The sequence below is a fragment of the Paraburkholderia phymatum genome, assembly GCF_038900715.1.
Lineage (GTDB): Bacteria > Pseudomonadota > Gammaproteobacteria > Burkholderiales > Burkholderiaceae > Paraburkholderia > Paraburkholderia phymatum_A.
Genome location: NZ_JAYMRZ010000011.1, coordinates 180,130 through 194,764 on the forward strand (window position 1 = coordinate 180,130; position 14,635 = coordinate 194,764).

The 14,635-nt window shown below is 64.3% G+C and carries 12 protein-coding genes; 2 read left to right on the forward strand and 10 right to left on the reverse strand.

The window, feature by feature from the left end; all coding sequences use genetic code 11:
* Positions 1–50: 50 nt before the first annotated feature.
* From VSR68_RS21160 to VSR68_RS21195, 8 genes are all read right to left on the reverse strand, one after another.
* The gene (locus tag VSR68_RS21160) at positions 51–989 is read right to left on the reverse strand and encodes a sugar kinase (RefSeq protein WP_342941704.1); all 939 of its coding nucleotides are present in this window, start codon (positions 987–989) and stop codon (positions 51–53) included.
* A gap of 3 nt (positions 990–992) precedes the next feature.
* A complete protein-coding gene (gene rimO / locus VSR68_RS21165) occupies positions 993–2,384 on the reverse strand; it encodes a 30S ribosomal protein S12 methylthiotransferase RimO (protein ID WP_087735783.1) in 1,392 nt (463 codons plus the stop codon).
* A 375-nt stretch (positions 2,385–2,759) separates the two neighbouring features.
* Positions 2,760–3,338: a polyhydroxyalkanoate synthesis repressor PhaR gene (gene phaR / locus VSR68_RS21170; protein WP_342941705.1), complete on the reverse strand. Its 579-nt coding sequence runs from the start codon at positions 3,336–3,338 to the stop codon at positions 2,760–2,762.
* Positions 3,339–3,486: 148 nt separating this feature from the next.
* Positions 3,487–4,227, reverse strand: coding sequence for a 3-ketoacyl-ACP reductase (locus VSR68_RS21175; RefSeq protein WP_342941706.1), 741 nt, complete (start codon positions 4,225–4,227; stop codon positions 3,487–3,489).
* A 177-nt stretch (positions 4,228–4,404) separates the two neighbouring features.
* Positions 4,405–5,586 (reverse strand): acetyl-CoA C-acetyltransferase, encoded by a 1,182-nt coding sequence (locus tag VSR68_RS21180; protein WP_342941707.1) that lies wholly within the window; start codon positions 5,584–5,586, stop codon positions 4,405–4,407.
* Positions 5,587–5,769: 183 nt separating this feature from the next.
* Positions 5,770–7,782, reverse strand: coding sequence for a class I poly(R)-hydroxyalkanoic acid synthase (gene phaC / locus VSR68_RS21185; RefSeq protein WP_342941708.1), 2,013 nt, complete (start codon positions 7,780–7,782; stop codon positions 5,770–5,772).
* A gap of 412 nt (positions 7,783–8,194) precedes the next feature.
* A complete protein-coding gene (gene pgeF, locus VSR68_RS21190) occupies positions 8,195–9,055 on the reverse strand; it encodes a peptidoglycan editing factor PgeF (protein ID WP_342941709.1) in 861 nt (286 codons plus the stop codon).
* Entirely contained in the window at positions 9,052–10,332 is a 1,281-nt protein-coding gene (locus VSR68_RS21195) for an RluA family pseudouridine synthase (protein ID WP_342941710.1), read from the reverse strand. The genes pgeF and VSR68_RS21195 overlap by 4 nt, the downstream gene beginning before the upstream one ends.
* 92 nt (positions 10,333–10,424) lie before the next feature.
* On the opposite strand from VSR68_RS21195, the gene VSR68_RS21200 reads away from it, so the two are divergent.
* Positions 10,425–11,228: an outer membrane protein assembly factor BamD gene (locus VSR68_RS21200; RefSeq protein WP_428983545.1), complete on the forward strand. Its 804-nt coding sequence runs from the start codon at positions 10,425–10,427 to the stop codon at positions 11,226–11,228.
* A gap of 165 nt (positions 11,229–11,393) precedes the next feature.
* Here VSR68_RS21200 and rlmD read toward each other — a convergent pair whose 3' ends face one another.
* On the reverse strand, positions 11,394–12,818 hold the full coding sequence (rlmD, locus tag VSR68_RS21205) for a 23S rRNA (uracil(1939)-C(5))-methyltransferase RlmD (RefSeq protein WP_428983546.1): 1,425 nt from the start codon (positions 12,816–12,818) through the stop codon (positions 11,394–11,396).
* 106 nt (positions 12,819–12,924) lie between these two features.
* Between rlmD and VSR68_RS21210 the strand changes: the two genes are divergently transcribed.
* Positions 12,925–13,788, forward strand: a complete 864-nt coding sequence (locus tag VSR68_RS21210; protein WP_342941712.1) for an endonuclease/exonuclease/phosphatase family protein — start codon at positions 12,925–12,927, stop codon at positions 13,786–13,788.
* 64 nt (positions 13,789–13,852) lie between these two features.
* Here the strand turns inward: VSR68_RS21210 and VSR68_RS21215 are convergent, their stop codons facing one another.
* Entirely contained in the window at positions 13,853–14,629 is a 777-nt protein-coding gene (locus VSR68_RS21215; RefSeq protein WP_342941713.1) for a 3'-5' exonuclease, read from the reverse strand.
* Between the last annotated feature and the right edge of the window lie 6 nt (positions 14,630–14,635).

Sequence of the window (14,635 nt, forward strand, 5' to 3'; positions counted from 1 at the left end):
TGGCGCATCGCGCCCTGACGCTATTGTGCAGCGGCCGCCGTGCGATGCGCTCAAGCGCCCAGGCGTTTTTCGACAGTCGCGCGATCCGGAATCGGCGCGACGGCGCCGAAGCCTTGCGTCGACAGCGCCGCCGCGACATTCGCGTAGCGCGCGGCCTCGAACGGGTCGTCGCCCGCGACGATGCGCGCAATGAATGCGCCGCCGAAACAGTCGCCCGCGCCCGTCGCATCGACGGCGTTCACGGCGTGGCCAGGCACGACGCGGCGCTCGTCGGGCGTCGCGACATACGCCCCTTCCTTGCCGAGCTTCAACGCGACGATACGCGGACCTTGAGCCAGCACGAAATCGACGATGTCGTCGCGCTTCGTGAGTCCTGTCAGCTCGGTGACGTCATCCCAGCTCGGCAGGCAGATGTCCGTCTGGCGGATCGCATCGAGCATCACCGCGCGCGCCCGCGCGAGCGGCCAGAGCTTGAGGCGCAGATTCGTGTCGAAGCTGACGAGCACCCGGTTCGCGCGCGCATGTTCGATGGCGGCGAGCGCGGCATCGCAGGCGCTCACGCTGATCGCGAGGCTGATGCCCGACAGATGGATGACCTTCGCGGCAGCAATCGCGTCGAGCGGCAGATCGCGCGGCGCGTAGCGGCTCGCGGCCGAACCGGCGCGCAGATAGTCGAACTGATGGCCAGACGGGCCGTGCGACACGAAATACACGCCCGTCGACGCCTGATCGTCGATACGCACGAACGACGTATCGACGTGCTCGCGTTGCCACAGATCGAGCAGCAGACGCCCGAACTGATCGCCGCCGACAGCCGACACGAAACCCGTCGACGCGCCCTGACGCGCGGCCGCGATGCAGAAGTTCGACGTGTCGCCGCCGAAGCCTTGCAGATACGTCGGCTGGTCTTTCTCCGACTGGTTGAACTCGACCATCGCCTCGCCGAGCGCGAGGACGGACGGCGTGCCGGCGAGCGCGCTCGACGCCATCGCCTAGACCTCGCCCCACAGGTCGTGGCCGTCGGCGCCCGTGATCTTCACCGACACGAAATCGCCGACCTTGTAGCGCTTCGACGCCTTCGTCGCGGGCGCGATATACACGACGCCGTCGATCTCCGGCGCATCCGCCGCCGTGCGGCCGATGCCGCCGTCGGCGTTGATTTCGTCGACGAGCACTTTCAGCGTCTTGCCGACCTTGCGCGCAATGCGCTTCGCCGACACTTCTTCCGCGACTTCCATGAAGCGCGCGCGGCGCTCCTCGCGGACTTCGTCGGGCAGCGCGCCGTCGAGCTCGTTGGCCGTCGCCCCTTCGACGGGCGAGTACGCGAAGCAGCCGACGCGATCGAGTTCAGCCTCGCGGATGAAGTCCAGCAGCGTTTCGAACTGCTCTTCCGTTTCGCCGGGGAAGCCAGCGATGAACGTGCTGCGGATCGTCAGGTCCGGGCAGATCTCGCGCCATGCGCGCACGCGCTCGAGCACCTTCTCGGCGTTCGCGGGACGCTTCATGCGCTTGAGCACTTCCGGATGCGCGTGCTGGAACGGCACGTCGAGATACGGCAGCACGTGGCCCTTCAGCGGACCGTCGGCCATCATCGGAATCACTTCGTCGACGCTCGGATACGGGTACACGTAGTGCAGACGCACCCACGCGCCGTATTGCGCGGCCAGTTCGCCGAGCGCGCCGACGAGATCCGTCATGCGCGTCTTGATCGGCTTGCCGTTCCAGAAGCCCGTACGGTATTTGACGTCGACGCCATATGCGCTCGTGTCCTGCGAAATGACGAGCAGCTCTTTCACGCCCGACTTGAACAGGTTCTCGGCTTCGAGCATGACTTCGGCGACGGGTCGCGAGACGAGATCGCCGCGCATCGACGGAATGATGCAGAACGTGCAGCGGTGATTGCAGCCTTCGGAAATCTTCAGATACGCGTAGTGACGCGGCGTGAGCTTGATGCCCGCGGCGGGCACGAGGTCGACGAACGGATCATGCGGCTTCGGCAGATGGCTGTGCACGGCCTGCATCACTTCGCCGACGGCATGCGGGCCCGTCACGGCGAGCACCTTCGGATGCACTTCTTCGATCAGATTCGAGCCGCTTGCGCTCTGCTTCGCGCCCAGACAGCCGGTGACGATCACCTTGCCGTTCTCGTTCAGCGCTTCGCCGATCGCGTCGAGACTTTCCTGGACGGCTTCGTCGATGAAGCCGCACGTGTTCACGACGACGAGGTCCGCGCCGTCATACGTGCCGGAGATCTCGTAACCCTCCGCGCGCAACTGCGTGATGATCTGTTCGGAGTCGACGAGGGCTTTCGGGCATCCGAGTGAAACGAATCCGACCTTCGGAGTCGAAGCGGTCGGCGCGGCGGGGGTTGAAGTCTGCGACATAGAGAATGGTCCGGCGAGAAGCGATGAGTGGCGCGATAGATGAAGGCCTGGGCGTGCAGCCGGAGCGCCAAACCGCGGCAAACGTGGGCGCACCGTGCGGCGGCTGAAAGAGCGACTGCGGGCCGCCGCGAATTGGGGCCATGTGGATCGGATTTGTAGCGCGATGCGCGTCGACGCTTGATCGAAATGGCCCCGCGCAAGCAACCGCATATTATACCGTGGGCGGGGGATGGGGAATTGGGCGGGCGAACGCCGACGAGACCCGCCGCTACACGACGCCGCACCGCCCGGCGCGCCGCCGGGCGGACTCATCGAGGCGTTCTGGCCGGAAAAAACCAGGAAGAACTTTCCCGCCTGAAGAACCGCTTGCGCCGGCTACTTCTTCTCCGGCTCCGGATTCCCTTGCGACGCAGGCTGCGTGAACGGGAACGAGCTGAACATCGTCTTCGCCTGGTTCTGCATCTGCTCCTGCATCTGCACGAACATGTTCTTCGACTGCTCGATATAGCTCGTCATCATCCCCTGCATCATCGGGGCCTGCATGTTCATGAACTGCGACCAGACCTCCGGATTCATCGTCTTGCCTTCGTACAGACCCTTCGACTGATCCGCGAGCTTGTTCTGAATATCGATGAACGCCTGGATGTTCTTTTCCAGGTACGTTCCCATCATGCCCTGCATCGCATGCCCGTAAAAACGGATGATCTGCGACAGCATCAGCGAAGAGAACATCGGCAGACCACCGCTCTCCTCTTCGAGAATGATCTGCAGCAGGATGCTGCGCGTCAGGTCTTCGTTGCTCTTGGCATCGATGACCTTGAAATCCTCCTGATCCAGCACGAGCTGCTTCACATCAGTCAACGTGATGTAAGTGCTGGTCTCTGTATCGTACAGTCGACGGTTCGGATATTTCTTAATGAGTCGTTCGGCTGTTTTCTTTGTAGTAGTGGTCATGTAAAGCCTTTGAGCGCGAATGAAGCGCAGAAACGGCGTCCTGTTGCACGCGCAGTTTCGCACTGCGCGTACAAGACGCCGCCAGAAACATCTGAACCATGCAACGCCCTGCTTCGTCCTTGCTACGACAAAGCGGAACGCCCACGGATCAGCCCATATGCAGGCCGCCGTTCAGCGAGAAATCGGCCCCCGTCGAGAAGCCCGATTCCTCCGACGCCAGCCATGCAACGATCGACCCGATTTCATCCGGCGTGCCGAGACGGCGCACCGGAATCGTCGCGACGATCTTTTCCAGCACATCGGGGCGGATCGATTTCACCATGTCCGTGCCGATGTAGCCCGGCGAAACGGTGTTGACGGTCACGCCCTTGGTGGCCACTTCTTGCGCGAGGGCCATCGTAAAACCGTGGATGCCCGCCTTCGCGGTCGAGTAGTTCGTCTGCCCGAACTGCCCCTTCTGGCCGTTCACCGACGAAATATTGATGACGCGGCCCCAGCCTCGCTCGACCATGCCGTCGATCACCTGCTTCGTCACGTTGAAGAGACTCGTCAGGTTGGTGTCGATCACGGCCGTCCAGTCTTCGTGCGTCATCTTGCGGAACACGACGTCGCGCGTGATGCCCGCATTGTTGACCAGCACGTCGATTTCGCCGATTTCAGCCTTCACCTTGTCGAACGCGGCCTTGGTGGATTCCCAGTCACCCACGTTGCCTTCCGAAGCAACGAAGTCGAAGCCCAAAGCTTTCTGATCTTCGAGCCACTTCACGCGGCGCGGCGAGTTCGGGCCGCAGCCCGCGATCACCCTGAAGCCATCCTTGTGCAGACGCTGGCAAATGCTCGTGCCGATGCCACCCATGCCGCCCGTTACGTACGCAATTCGTTGTGACATAAAACACACTCCATTATCGTTTTACGAGACGCCAGCCGCCTCGTGCTTCGCCCTTCGCGATATCCCACGGCCATCGGCGGTTTGCGCCGCCCGCAAGGCCATTGGACCGCGCCACGCACCGGCCGCCCTCTGGCGAACGCCGGCCTGCGTGGCGGCCTCCTGGTGAAACGGTCCTGCTTACGGACGCTCGACAGCCAGCGCCACGCCCATGCCGCCGCCGATACACAGCGAGGCAAGACCCCTCTTCGCATCGCGCTTCTGCATTTCGTGCAGCAGCGTGACGAGAATACGGCAGCCGGACGCGCCGATCGGATGGCCGATCGCGATTGCACCGCCGTTCACGTTGATCTTCGACGTATCCCAGCCCATCTGCTTGTGCACGGCCAGCGCCTGCGCGGCGAACGCCTCGTTGATTTCCATCAGGTCGAGATCGTTCACGCTCCAGCCCGCGCGCTCCAGACAGCGTCGCGACGCCGGCACAGGGCCCATGCCCATCACCTTCGGATCGACAGCCGCGTTCGCGTATGCCTTGATGCGCGCGATCGGCGTGAGGCCCAGCGCCTCGGCCTTCTTCGCCGACATCACGACGACAGCGGCTGCGCCGTCGTTGATGCCCGACGCGTTCGCGGCCGTCACCGTGCCTTCCTTCGAGAACGCCGGCTTCAGGCCCGCGAGCGATTCGGCCGTGACGCCGTGGCGCACGAATTCGTCAGTCGTGAACGACAGCGGGTCGCCCTTCCTCTGCGGAATCTGGATCGGCACGATTTCATCATCGAAGCGGCCGGCCTTCTGTGCGGCTTCCGCCTTATTTTGCGAAAGTGCTGCGAACTTGTCCTGGTCTTCGCGCGAGATGCCGTATTCCTTCGCGACGTTCTCGGCCGTCACGCCCATGTGGTACTGGTTATACACGTCCCACAGGCCGTCGACGATCATGCTGTCGATCAGCTTCGCGTCGCCCATGCGGAAGCCGTCGCGCGAGCCCGGCAGCACGTGCGGCGCGGCGCTCATGTTTTCCTGGCCGCCCGCGACGACGATGTCCGCGTCGCCCGCGATGATCGCGTTGGCGGCCAGCATCACGGCCTTCAGGCCCGAACCGCACACCTTGTTGATAGTCATGCCGGGCACGGCCATCGGCAGGCCGGCCTTGATCAGCGACTGGCGCGCCGGGTTCTGGCCCGAACCCGCCGCCAGGACCTGACCCATGATGACTTCGCTCACCTGCTCGGGCTTCACGCCCGCGCGCTCCAGCACGGCGCGGATCACCGTGGCGCCCAGTTCCGGCGCCGCGATCTTCGCCAGCGACCCACCGAATTTGCCGACAGCCGTGCGGGCCGCCGATACGATCACTACGTCAGTCATTTCGATTTCCTTTGGGGCTGCGGCGTGTCACTCCACAGTAGCCCGTCAAGTTGTTAATCCGGTCAGTCAGCGTTACTGCGATACAGCGTCTGTCTCACTCCGTCGTCACTCGTTATCCGTTTGCGGCGATCGCTCACTGACTTCGACGGCGACCGCTCCTGAATTGCTTCGACATCCGGACGATTACTCGCGCACCTGCACGTAGCGTCCGGGCGCGGGTTCGATCACGGGAAAGTCGGCCGAGCCCGGTTCCGTCGGCGCCTTCACCTTCTTGCCGCCGAACTGGTCGAGCCAGTTCGTCCATTCGGGCCACCAGCTGCCCGGCGTTTCCGTCGCGCCTTCGAACCAGTCGTCCGGCTTCGCGGGCAGCGTCTTGTCGTCGCCGGCCACGGACCAGTAGCTGCGCTTCTTCTTCGACGGCGGGTTGATCACGCCGGCGATGTGGCCCGATGCGCCGAGCACGAACTTGCGCGGCCCCGTCAACAGCGGCACCGACGCATACGCCGATTTCCACGGCACGATGTGGTCTTCGCGCGAGCCGTAGACGAACGTCGGCACGTCGATGCGCGACAGGTCCACCTTTTCGCCGCACGTCGTCAACGCGCCGGGCTCGCGCAGCCGGTTCTCGAGATACGTATTGCGCAGATACCAGACATACATCGGACCCGGCAGGCTCGTCGAATCGCTGTTCCAGTACAGCAGGTCGAACGGCATCGGCGTGCGGCCCTTCAGGTAATTGTCGACGACGTAGTTCCACACGAGGTCGTTCGGACGCAGGAACGAGAACGTGTTCGCGAGCTCGATGCCGCGCATCAGGCCCGGAGGCATGCCGTTCTTGCCGCCGATCGTCTGCTCGCGCATCTGCACGTGTGCTTCGTCGACGAAGATGTCGAGCACGCCCGTGTCGCTGAAGTCGAGCAACGACGTGAGCAGCGTCATCGACGCGGCGGGATGTTCGCCGCGCGCCGCCGCGACCGCCAGCGCCGCTGCCAGCAGTGTGCCGCCGATGCAGAAGCCGAGCGTATTGATCTGCTCGCGGCCGCTGATGTGGCGCGCGGTATCGAGGGCCTTCAGCACGCCGTCGGACACGTAGTCGTCCCACGTCTTTTGCGCGATCGACTGGTCCGCGTTGCGCCACGAAATCAGAAAGACCTGATGACCGGACTCGATCGCATGCGCGACGAGCGAGTTGTCGGGTTGCAGGTCGAGGATGTAGTACTTGTTGATGCACGGCGGCACGATCAGCAGCGGCCGTTCGTGGACCGTCGCCGTGCGCGGCTTGTACTGGATCAGCTGCATCAGCTCGTTCTCGAACACGACGGAGCCTTCCGTCATCGCGAGATTCTTGCCGACGCCGAAACGCGTTTCGTCCGTCTGCGAAATCTTGCCGCGCTGCATGTCGCCGAGCAGGTTCATCACGCCCTGGCGCAGGCTCTCGCCGTTGCTTTCGAGCAGTGTCTTCTGCGCTTCGGGATTCAGCGCGAAGAAGTTGCTCGGCGATGCCGCGGCCGTCCATTGCTGCACGGCGAAGCGGATGCGCTCGCGCGTCTTCTGGTCGGTTTCGATCGCGTCGACGAGTTCCTGCAGATAGCGCGCATTCAGCAGATACCACGCGGCCGTGTATGTATAGACGGGCGTCGTCTTCCAGGCTTCCGAACTGAAGCGGCGGTCCTTGAGCTCGATGCCAGCCGACGCCGCCTGCGTCGCCTGCTGCAGCAACTGCATCGCGTCACGCGAATAGTCGGACTGCAACTGCTGAAGCCGCGCGGGCGGGATCGACGCGCTCGGCACCTTCAGCCCCGCGAGCTGCTGCGTGAGCTGTTGCGCAAACTGCGGCGCGAACTGTTGAGCAAGCTGCGGATTGAACGCCTGTCCGAAGAGTGCGTTGAACGGCTGGCCCGAAGCCTGACCGTCCGGTTGGCCCTGCGCCTGGGCAAACTGCCGGGCGATCTGCTCGACGAACGGATTGGAAAATGGCAGCGAACCCGCCTGGGCCGTCGCCGCTTTCGCGAAATCCGGCATGGAAGGAACGCTGAACGGATTGCCATTTGCTGCGGCCGACGCGCCTAGCGAACGCCATGCGTTCATCCATGCGTCGAACCATTGCTGAACCCCTGCCGCATTCGCATCTTGCTGAGCGCGGTCTGACGAGGTGTCCTTGCGAGAAGAATTCGAGGAAGTTTGAGATGCAACCATGCCTGCTTTTGACCGAAGAGTCCTCGCGGACGGGTTGAGAGGCAGGCACTGGCGCACAGACCGCGATCGGATCGCGACCACGTGGCGCCCTTGCCCTGTGAAGAACATTCTTGCGCCCCATCGCAAGGCATGTCAATGCTTGCTCCCGATTTTGCCGCAGTGCGGGATTTTTTTCATTATCGTTTTCCCGATGTGCAGCAAGGCGTTTCGCGATCTCGCGCACGGTCGTGCTGTGCAATGCAAAAAGAGCCTGCCATGACGGGCTCTCGTCCTGATGCGCGCGGGCGCGGAACGCTTATGCGCTGCGCAACCGCGTAGGTCTTCTTACGTTCGCGCAGTGCAGCATAAGAACGCTCGCGAAGCGTCTTCGCGATGTGTCGGGTGCAGCAAAAAGGCCTTTGCGCAGCGGGACTTAGAGCGGCCCGTTATCGTCCGCGAGCCAGATCATCGCGGCCATTCGGCCCGTCTCGCGATCGCGTCGATATGAGTAAAAGCGATCGCGCCGGGTGAACGTGCATTGATCGCCACCCGTCACTTGCGTCACGCCGAGTTGCGCGAGTCGCAGACGTGCGAGCCTCGGGAGATCGGCGAGGTATTTGCCCGCGTTCACAGGGTGATCGGCGAAGGCGTTTGCGACCTCGTCGCGTTGTGCGCCACCGACAGCTTTCATGAAGGCGTCACGCACGTCTGGTCCGACCTCGAAAGCCTCCGGGCCGATGCACGGACCCAGGTAAGCATGCAGCGCTGACATGTCAGTGCCCGCGAGCGACGCGACACGCTGCGCCGTGTTTTCGACGACACCCGACGCAAGACCTCGCCAGCCCGCATGCGCTGCGCCGACCGCGCGGCCTTGCGGATCGCACAGCAGGACGGGCATGCAGTCCGCGATCATCACGACGCACAGCGTGCCCGTTTTGCCGGTCACGCTCGCGTCGGCCTGAACGGGCGGCTCGCCGCGCTTCGCGGCGGCGAGCGCGTCGTCGGCGTTCACGACGGTCGCGCCGTGGACCTGCGACAGCCATGCCGCTTCGTCGAGCCCCGTGAGCCCGGTTAGCCGCAGCACGCGCGCACGGTTCTCTTCGACATGTGCGAGATCGTCGCCCGACTTCTTGCCGAGATTCAGTCCGCCCGGCCCGTCGACGCCATCGCGCCACGTGCCGAACGGCGGCAGGCTCACGCCGCCGTTACGCGTCGTGACCAACGCATGCACGCGCGGCGATACACGCCAGTCGGGCCGCAGCACGTCGTTCATCGTCAGGTCAGGCAGCGTCATGCGCGATCGTCCTCGTCGTGTGATCCGTCTGCTTCGTCCGCTTCGTCTTCGCCGACGTCATCTTCCGCATCGGGCGATGCATCGGTTTCGTCATCGTAGAACGCTTCGTCTTCGTCGTAGTACTCGTCCTCGTGCTCGCGGCCCAGCCCCAGCGCTTCGGACAAGGCGGCAATATCGTCGGGCACGTCGGCGCGCCATTGCATCGTGCGGCCCGTCCGCGGATGAACCAGCGCGAGGCGCCACGCATGCAGCGCCTGTCGCGCGAAGCCGCCCGGCAGCGGCGTCACCGAGCGCTTGCCGCGCGCGCGGCCGTACACCGGGTCGCCGAGCAGCGGATGGCCGACATGCGCGCAATGCACGCGGATCTGATGCGTGCGCCCCGTCTCCAGATCGCAATGGATCGCCGACACGGGCTGCCGCTCCCACAGCGTCGAATCGATGCGCCTGAAGTGGGTGCGGGCGGGCTTGCCCGCCGCGCCCGTCACGACGGCCATGCGCGTGCGCTCGCGCGGATCGCGGCCGATGGGCGCGTCGATCGTGCCTTCTTCCGGCATGCTGCCCCACACGAGCGCGAGATAGCGGCGCTTCACCGTGCGCGCCTGCAACTGGCGCACGAGGTCGGTTTGCGCTTCGAGCGTGCGCGCGACCACCATCAGCCCCGACGTCTCCTTGTCCAGCCGATGCACGATGCCCGCGCGCGGCAAGCCCGCGGCGGCGTCGCCATAGCGGTGCAGCAGGCCGTTCAGCACCGTGCCGCTCCAGTTGCCGGCTGCGGGATGCACGACGAGCCCGGCAGGCTTGTTGATCACGACGAGCGTCTCGTCTTCATAGACGATATCGAGCGGCACGGGTTCCGGCGTGAACGCGAGCTGCTCGGGCAAAAGATCGGGCACGAGCTCGATCGTCGCGCCGAGCGGCACCGGCTGGCGAATCTTCGCCGGCTGTCCGTCGACGCGCACGCGCTGCGCCTCGATCCAGCTTTGCAGACGGCTGCGTGAAAACTCGGGAAAGACCTTCGCGAGCACCTTGTCGAGCCGGTCGCCCGCAAGCTCGGACGGCACCGTAACGACGCGCGGCGCTTCGTCCGCGCGCGGCTCGGCGCTTTCGGCATCGGTGTTCGGGGCTTCGGACGCGAGCGCGTCGCCGCCGAAATCGTCGTCGAGCGCAGCGCTTGCGCTATCGTCCGGCAATGCGTCGGCGGGGTTGGCGCTTGGGCTATAATCCTTGTTGCTCTTCCGCGCGCCCTGTGCGGGGCGCGGAGTATTGGAACGGGTCATCGAGACTGGGTCACCTGGACGTAAAGCTAGACTGGAAAATGCGAGCCTTGAACATCATTACTCAAACTGTTCGAAAGACGGTGGCCCAACAGATGGCCAGGAAGGTGGCCAGCTATGTCGCTTGCGCGGCAGCCGTGACGCTGGTGGCGGCCTGTCATGGCCTGCCTCAGAAGACGGACGAAACGGCGACGTGGACCAACAATAAATTATATACGGAGGCGCAAGACGCCCTGAACGGCAGCGACTACGGCAAGTGCGCGAAATACTTCGAAGCGCTCGAAGGCCGTGACCCGTTCGGCCACTTCGCGCAGCAGGCGCAGATCAACGTCGCGTACTGCAACTGGAAGGACAGCGAAACGGATGCCGCCGACCAGGCCGTCAACCGCTTCATCCAGCTACACCCGGACCATCCGGACATCGCATACGCGTATTACCTGAAGGGCATGATCCACTTCAACGACGACCTCGGTCTGTTCGGCCGATTCTCGGGCCAGGACATGAGCGAGCGCGATCCGAAGTCGCTGCGCGAGTCGTATGACGCGTTCAAGGTGGTCGTCGACAAGTATCCGCAAAGCAAGTACGCGCCCGACGCGGCCCAGCGCATGCGCTACATCGTGAACGCGCTGGCTTCGCACGAAGTGCACGCGGCCGACTACTACTATCGCCGAGGCGCGTACGTGGCCGCGATCAATCGCGCGCAGCTCGCGATCAGGGAATACAAGAACGCGCCCGCCATCGAAGACGCACTGCACATCATGATGCTGTCGTATCAGAAGCTGGACCAGCCGCAGCTCGCCGACGATACGAAGCGCGTGCTGGCCGGCACGTTCCCTGACAGCCCATATATCACGGGCCATCAGCGTCCGGGCAAGGAAAAGGCGTGGTGGCAGTTCTGACCCGCTGATCGTCAGCCGATATAAAAACGCCACGGTTCGATACCGTGGCGTTTTTGTTTGTGGCGGAGCGCTTCGGTGCGCGCTTCGGTGCGCATCGTGGCGCCGCCCGCATTACGCGGACGCGCTTCACGACGCGCGCGTTCCGTTCGCGCCGGTCACGCCCGGTCAGTCACGCTCGAAGAGCGCGATCGACTCGACATGCGACGTATGCGGGAACATGTTCACGACGCCCGCGCCCTTCAGCCGATAGCCGGCTTCATGCACGAGCAGGCCGGCGTCGCGGGCGAGCGTCGCCGGGTTGCACGACACATAGACGATGCGCTTCGGCAGCGGCCCTTCGCCGCTTTGCGCAATATCCGCGAGCGCCTTCGATACGGCCAGCGCCCCTTCGCGCGGCGGATCGATCAGGTACTTGTCGAAGTGGCCGAGCGCGCGAATATCGTCGGCGGTGACTTCGAACAGATTGCGGCACGCAAACGACGTATGCCCGTCGACGCCGTTTTCCTTCGCGTTTTCGAGTGCGCGCGTGGTCAGCACGTCGCTGCCTTCGATGCCCACCACTTCGCGCGAAACCCGTGCGAGCGGCAGCGTAAAGTTGCCGATGCCACAGAACAGATCGAGTACGCGATCGGTCTTTGCGGGCGCGAGCAGCCGCAGCGCGCGGCCGACCAGCACGCGGTTGATCTGGTGATTGACCTGCGTGAAATCGGTCGGACGGAATGGCATGCGAATGCCGTACTCGGGCAATGTGTAGTCGAGCTGCCGGTCGAGCGGATAGAACGGATAGACGGTATCCGGCCCCTTCGGCTGCAGCCAGAACTGGACGTTGTGCTGGTCGGCGAAATCGCGCAGCAGCTGTTCGTCGGCGGCGTTGATCGGCTCCAGGATGCGCAGCACGAGCGCCGTCACCGACGAGCCGACGGCCAGTTCGATTTGCGGCATGCGCTCGCGAATCGACAGCCCCTCGACCAGATGGCGCAGCGGCACCAGCATCTCCGACACATGCGGCGGCAGCACTTCGCAGCTCGTCATGTCGGCGACGTAGCTGCTCTTCTTCTCGTGGAAGCCCACCAGCACGCCGCCCTTCTTCACGACGTTGCGCACCGTCAGCCGGGCGCGATAGCGGTAGCCCCACGACGGGCCTTGTATCGGCCGGAAGACGGTTTCGGCGCGCAGCTTCGCCAGATGCATCAGATTGTCTTCGAGCACGCGCTGCTTGACGGCGATCTGCGCGCGCACGTCGAGATGCTGCATCGAACAACCGCCGCACGTGCCAAAAAACTTGCACTGCGGGCGGGTACGGATCACGCTCTCTTTAAGAACATCGACGACTTGCGCCTGTTCGAAACTCGGCTTCTTCCGGTAGCTCGAATAGGTGACACGTTCGCCGGGCAGCGCGCCCTCGACGAAGATGACCTTGCCGGGCGAGCCGTCTTCGGTGACGGTGCGGCCGACGCCGCGCGCTTCCATGTCGAGCGAGTCGATATCGAGTTCGGGGGCCTTGAACGGGCCAGCGGCAGCCTCGTCGCGCGCCTGCTTGCTCTTGCGAGGCGAGCGCGTTCGACCAATGTGGGGGACAGTTTCAGACACCTGCGACTTCCTGACAGACTGTGTAAAAGTGGGACCCGAAATGAAAAATCGGCGGGACCAAACATGAGATTGTAGACGAACGACAAACACCGACGGAGATTTGACGATGCGACTGATCAGCTGGAACGTCCAGTGGGGACGCAGTGCGCACGGGGACGTGAACCTGTCGCGCACGATCGACGAAGCACGGCGGCTCGCCGATTTCGACGTGCTGTGCATGCAGGAAGTCACGCGCGGCTTTTCGGTGCTGGCGGGCCATCCGGGCGACGACCAGTTCGCCGAGCTGGCCGACCTGCTGCCCGGCTACACGGTGCTCGGCGCGATCGGCGCCGATCTGGCGCCGCTCAAGCTCGACGCGCCCGCCGCGCCGCGCCGGCAGTTCGGCAACGCGCTCGCGACGCGTCTGCCCGTCGAGCGCGTGATCCGTCATTCGCTGCCGTGGCCCGCCGACCCGGAAGCGCCGTCGATGCAGCGCGTCGCGCTCGAAGCCGTCTTGCGCGCGCCCAACGGGCCGCTGCGCGTGATCGTCACGCATCTGGAGTTCTATTCGCTCAAGCAACGGCTCGCGCAGGTGAACCGTCTGCGCGCGATGCAGCAGGAAGCGGCCGGGCATGCCAGGCACCCCGCGCCCGCCGAAAACGCGATCGGGCCTTTCGCCGATACGGGGCGGCCTGTCAGCGCGATCGTCTGCGGTGATTTCAACAGCGCCTACGACAGCGAAGCGTACAGGCGCATGCTGGAGCCGCTCGACGGCAGCCCGTCGTTCGTCGACGCATGGACTGCGCTGCACCCCAACCAGACTCCGCCGATGACGGCGGGCGTCTACGACAAGGCGCAGTGGTCGGACGGGCCGCTCACGTGCGATTTCGTGTTCGTCACGGAAGACCTGCGCACGCGGCTGCGCAGTTGCGAGATCGACGGCGCGACCCGCGCATCCGATCATCAGCCGATCGTGCTAGAGATGGATTGACCTGCCCTGCATGCACGCGGCGCGCGCGCCTCATCCGCGGCGCGTGCGCGAGCGCATGCAGCGATCAGTTCTCGAACGCAGCCAGATACTCGGCCCAATGCGGCGCGGCCTCCTGCGCGAGCGCGTTTTTTACGAACGCGATTTCATCCGCGTACTCTTCGGGCGAGAAGCCGCCGCGCATCAACTGGAAACGGCAGTACAGCAGATACGTGTTGACGACGTCCGTCTCACAGTAGTTGCGGATCTCATCGATGCGGCCCGCGCGGAACGCGTGCCACACCTGGCCGCCGTCCATCCCCAGCTTGCCGGGAAAGCCGCACAGCTTCGCGAGCGCATCGAGCGGCGCGTTCGCGCGCGCCTGATACATCGCGAGCACATCCATCAGATCGGTGTGACGCGAGTGATAGCGGCTGATGTAGTTGTTCCACTTGAAGTCGCGGTCGTCTTCGCCGAGATCCCAGTAGCGGTTCGCACGAATGCCGTTGACGAGCGCGCGGTAGTGCAGCACGGGCAGATCGAAGCCGCCGCCGTTCCACGACACGAGCTGCGGCGTGTACTTCTCGATGGTCCGGAAGAACGACTGCACGAGCGCGGCTTCGCCGTCTTCGGGCGTGCCGAGCGAGCGCACGCGAAAGCCGTTGTTGTCGCGGAACACGCATGAAATCGCCGCGACGCGCTGCAGATGATGCGGCAGGAAATCGCCGCCCGTTTTCTCGCGCCGCGCCGCGAAAGCATGCTCGGCGACTTCTTCGTCGGACATCGTGGCGGGAAGACTTTCAAGCCGGCGAATGCCGGTGACATCGGGAATCGTCTCGATGTCGAAAACCAGAATTGGAGTCATTTGTTG

Bases quoted from the DNA above. Each gene is read 5' to 3' on its own strand.
- phaR (WP_342941705.1), bottom strand. From the start codon at position 3,338: ATGACCACTACTACAAAGAAAACAGCCGAACGACTCATTAAGAAATAT.
- phaC (WP_342941708.1), bottom strand. From the start codon at position 7,782: ATGGTTGCATCTCAAACTTCCTCGAATTCTTCTCGCAAGGACACCTCG.
- VSR68_RS21160 (WP_342941704.1), bottom strand. From the start codon at position 989: ATGGCGTCGAGCGCGCTCGCCGGCACGCCGTCCGTCCTCGCGCTCGGC.
- VSR68_RS21195 (WP_342941710.1), bottom strand. From the start codon at position 10,332: ATGACCCGTTCCAATACTCCGCGCCCCGCACAGGGCGCGCGGAAGAGC.
- VSR68_RS21180 (WP_342941707.1), bottom strand. From the start codon at position 5,586: ATGACTGACGTAGTGATCGTATCGGCGGCCCGCACGGCTGTCGGCAAA.
- pgeF (WP_342941709.1), bottom strand. From the start codon at position 9,055: ATGACGCTGCCTGACCTGACGATGAACGACGTGCTGCGGCCCGACTGG.
- VSR68_RS21200 (WP_428983545.1), top strand. From the start codon at position 10,425: ATGGCCAGGAAGGTGGCCAGCTATGTCGCTTGCGCGGCAGCCGTGACG.
- rimO (WP_087735783.1), bottom strand. From the start codon at position 2,384: ATGTCGCAGACTTCAACCCCCGCCGCGCCGACCGCTTCGACTCCGAAG.
- VSR68_RS21215 (WP_342941713.1), bottom strand. From the start codon at position 14,629: ATGACTCCAATTCTGGTTTTCGACATCGAGACGATTCCCGATGTCACC.
- VSR68_RS21175 (WP_342941706.1), bottom strand. From the start codon at position 4,227: ATGTCACAACGAATTGCGTACGTAACGGGCGGCATGGGTGGCATCGGC.
- VSR68_RS21210 (WP_342941712.1), top strand. From the start codon at position 12,925: ATGCGACTGATCAGCTGGAACGTCCAGTGGGGACGCAGTGCGCACGGG.